The 2,777-nt window shown below is 65.6% G+C and carries 2 protein-coding genes; both read right to left on the reverse strand.

Annotated features, from left to right (window positions below; translation table 11 throughout):
- Positions 1–93: 93 nt before the first annotated feature.
- Entirely contained in the window at positions 94–981 is an 888-nt protein-coding gene (locus AC1DYI_RS31670) for a hypothetical protein (protein ID WP_477208083.1), read from the reverse strand.
- A gap of 278 nt (positions 982–1,259) precedes the next feature.
- The coding region (locus AC1DYI_RS31675) for a S9 family peptidase (protein WP_477208084.1) at positions 1,260–2,777 on the reverse strand (1,518 nt) is incomplete at its 5' end.

Genomic DNA, 2,777 nt, shown 5'->3' on the forward strand with positions numbered 1-2,777 from the left:
GCCTGAGGGCTGTCGCCCCAGGCCCACCACAGCAGCACGGCCCCGAGCCCCAGCGCCGCCAGCGCGGCGGCGGTGCGGCGAGGGCGCATCGCTTCAGCGCGCGTTGGTTTCCATGTCGGCACGCACCCGGCTGGTGATGCCGGCCCAGTTGCCGCTGGTGTAGTGGTTGTAGCTTTCGCCGCTGTCGCGGAAAGCCACCGTGTGATAGCCCCACTTAGCTCGCCCGCCTTCGTTCTTCGCCGTGCCTGTCGTCAGGTCATTGCAGAACCAGTCGCTGGGGTTGCAGAACGAGCCGTTGCCGCTGCCCGAGACACCACCGCTGGAGTGGTAGGCGATCGCCTCGTCGTCCTGCCCCGGCAGCACGAACGAATACACCGTGCCGCTGGCGCCGGCGTACATGTTGAACCAGGTCGCTCGCGTCGAGCTGTGGTCGTACATCGCCCGCGCGGTGGTGGTTTTCAGGTCGGCCACCAATGGTTCGTCGAGGGCCCAGTCGCCTGCATCGGCGAGCTCCGAGCCACCCGCGGCGCCGCCGCCGACGTCGACCCACTTGATGTTCCAGCCGGTCTGCGAGCTGCCGTTCAGGTTGCCGCACTGGCCCTGGCTGTTCGGGCTGGCGTTCTTGACCATGCGGCTGGTGCCGCCGTACATGGCGAGCGAATAGCCGATCTGCAGATCGCCAGCGCTGTGAACCGCGATGTAGCACCAGTTCTGGCCGGTGCAGTAGCAGTCGAGCGCGTCGCGCACGAGGTAGTTCTGGTCCGAGACGTGGTTGTAGCCGTCCCAGTTGACCGATTTCTTGTTGACCCCGGCGTTGGTGGTCGCCGGTCCCCAGTAACTGAAGTCGGCGTGGTTGCCGAGTTGGCCGCCGCCGGTGCGGCCGTTGATCCACAAAGAGTAGTTCGTCGCATGGGCCAGGGCGAGGAACCCTGCTGCGAACAACACGAACCACGACACCCCACGCAAGATGCGCTTAGCCATGACCGTCTCCTGCAGTAGTTTTTAAAATAGCACGCTCGTTCGAAAACGTGCCCGCACACTATGCGACTGAGCAGGAGCCGGGAAAACCGGGGAATTCCCCGAACGCGAAACGGGGGTGTCAGGCGCGTCGATTGCTATGCGCGTATGCACGCGTAGCCCGCACGTGCGACGCCCACGCGCGATAGCCGGCGTCACGGCCGAGCCAACGAAAAAGGCCGTCCAAGGACGGCCTTTCAAGCAGGTCGCGACAGACTCGCGGCCAATGCGGGGCGCTGTGGCTACTGCAGCTTGAGCGTGTCCTTCAGGAACAGCACGGTGGCGTAGAACTGGTAGTCCGCGTTCTCCTTGCGCTGGAATCCGTGGCCTTCGTTTTCGGCTCGCAGGTACCACACCGGTGTGCCGTTAGCACGAGCGCTCTTCACGATCTGTTCGGCTTCGGTGTAGGGCACACGCGGGTCGTTRCGCCCCTGGACGACGAACAGCGGCTTCTTGATCCGCTCGGCGTTGGTCAGCGGCGAAATCTTCTCGAGGAAAGCCTTCATGGCCGGGTCGCGTTCGTCACCGTATTCGACGCGGCGCAGGTCGCGCCGATAGCTCTCGGTGTTGTTCAGGAAGGTCACGAAGTGCGAGATGCCGACCACGTCGATCGAGCCGGCGATGCGGTCCGCGTAGTTCGTCGACACCGCCAGGCTCATGTAGCCGCCATAGCTGCCGCCGACCACCACGATGCGTGACGCATCGAGGTTAGGCTGCGTGGCGATCCAGTCGATCAGTGCGCCGATGTCCTTCACCGAGTCTTCGCGCTGCATGCCGTTGTCCAGCGCCAGGAAGGTCTTGCCATAGCCGGTGGACCCCCGCACGTTGGGCTGGATCAACGCGATGCCCATCTCCTCGACGAAGTAGTTGTTGCGGTTCAGGAAGCCGAACTGCGCCTGGCCTTCCGGCCCGCCGTGGATGTTGATCAGCACCGGCCGCTTGCCGGTGAAGCGTGCGGGCGGCTGCGTCAGCAGGCCCGAGATCGTGCGGCCGTCGAAGCTCTTCCAGCGCACCAGCTGTTGGGGTGCGAAGCGGGTCGGGTCCACGCCGGCGGGGGCGTAGGCGCGGGTCCACTGCTGCACCTGGCCATTGGCGGGGTCAAGGCTGTAGATCTGGCTCGGGCCGGCTGAGCTGTTCAGCCCGAACGCCAGCTCGCCGCGCTTGGGGTGGAAGTGCATGCCACCCACGTTGCCGGCCGGCAGCGTGGGCACTTTCACTTCCTTCAGGCTGCGCGTGTTGATCAGGTGCAGCTTGCCCTGGCCGTCTTCGTTGATGTTCAGCGCGGCCAGGCGGCCGTCTTCCGACAAGTTGCTGCCCGCCACGTCCCACGAGATGTGGCTGGTGACGCGCGTGATCTTGTGGTTGGCCAGGTCGACGCGCTGCAGTTCGTTGAACTCGCCGGCGCGGTCGCTGGTGAAGAACAAGCCCTTGTTGTCACGCGAGAAGCCCGAGGCCTGGTGCGTCGCGCGGTTCTTGCTTCCGGGGGCCGGCAGCAACTGGCGGCGCTTGCCGCTGGCCAGGTCGAGCAGCCAGACCTGCGATTCGTTGGCAGAGATGTAGTTGGTCAGTGCAACTTGCTTGTTATCCCACGAGACATTGCCAGCATTCCAGCCGCCGCCGGGCAGCTCGGTGACCTTGCGGCGCGCATCGGGCTTCAGCGGGTCCATCAGCCACAGCGTGGTGTTGATGGTCGCGCGTGCGCCGCCGGCGGCGGTGCGGTCCAGCGGCACCGAGGTGTACAGCAGCCGGCTGGCCACGCC

It is taken from the genome of Ideonella sp. P3_A4 (assembly GCF_056403075.1).

What these genes read in the sequence shown, in the direction of transcription:
- AC1DYI_RS31670 (WP_477208083.1), bottom strand. Translation starts at nt 981, where the DNA reads ATGGCTAAGCGCATCTTGCGTGGGGTGTCGTGGTTCGTGTTGTTCGCA.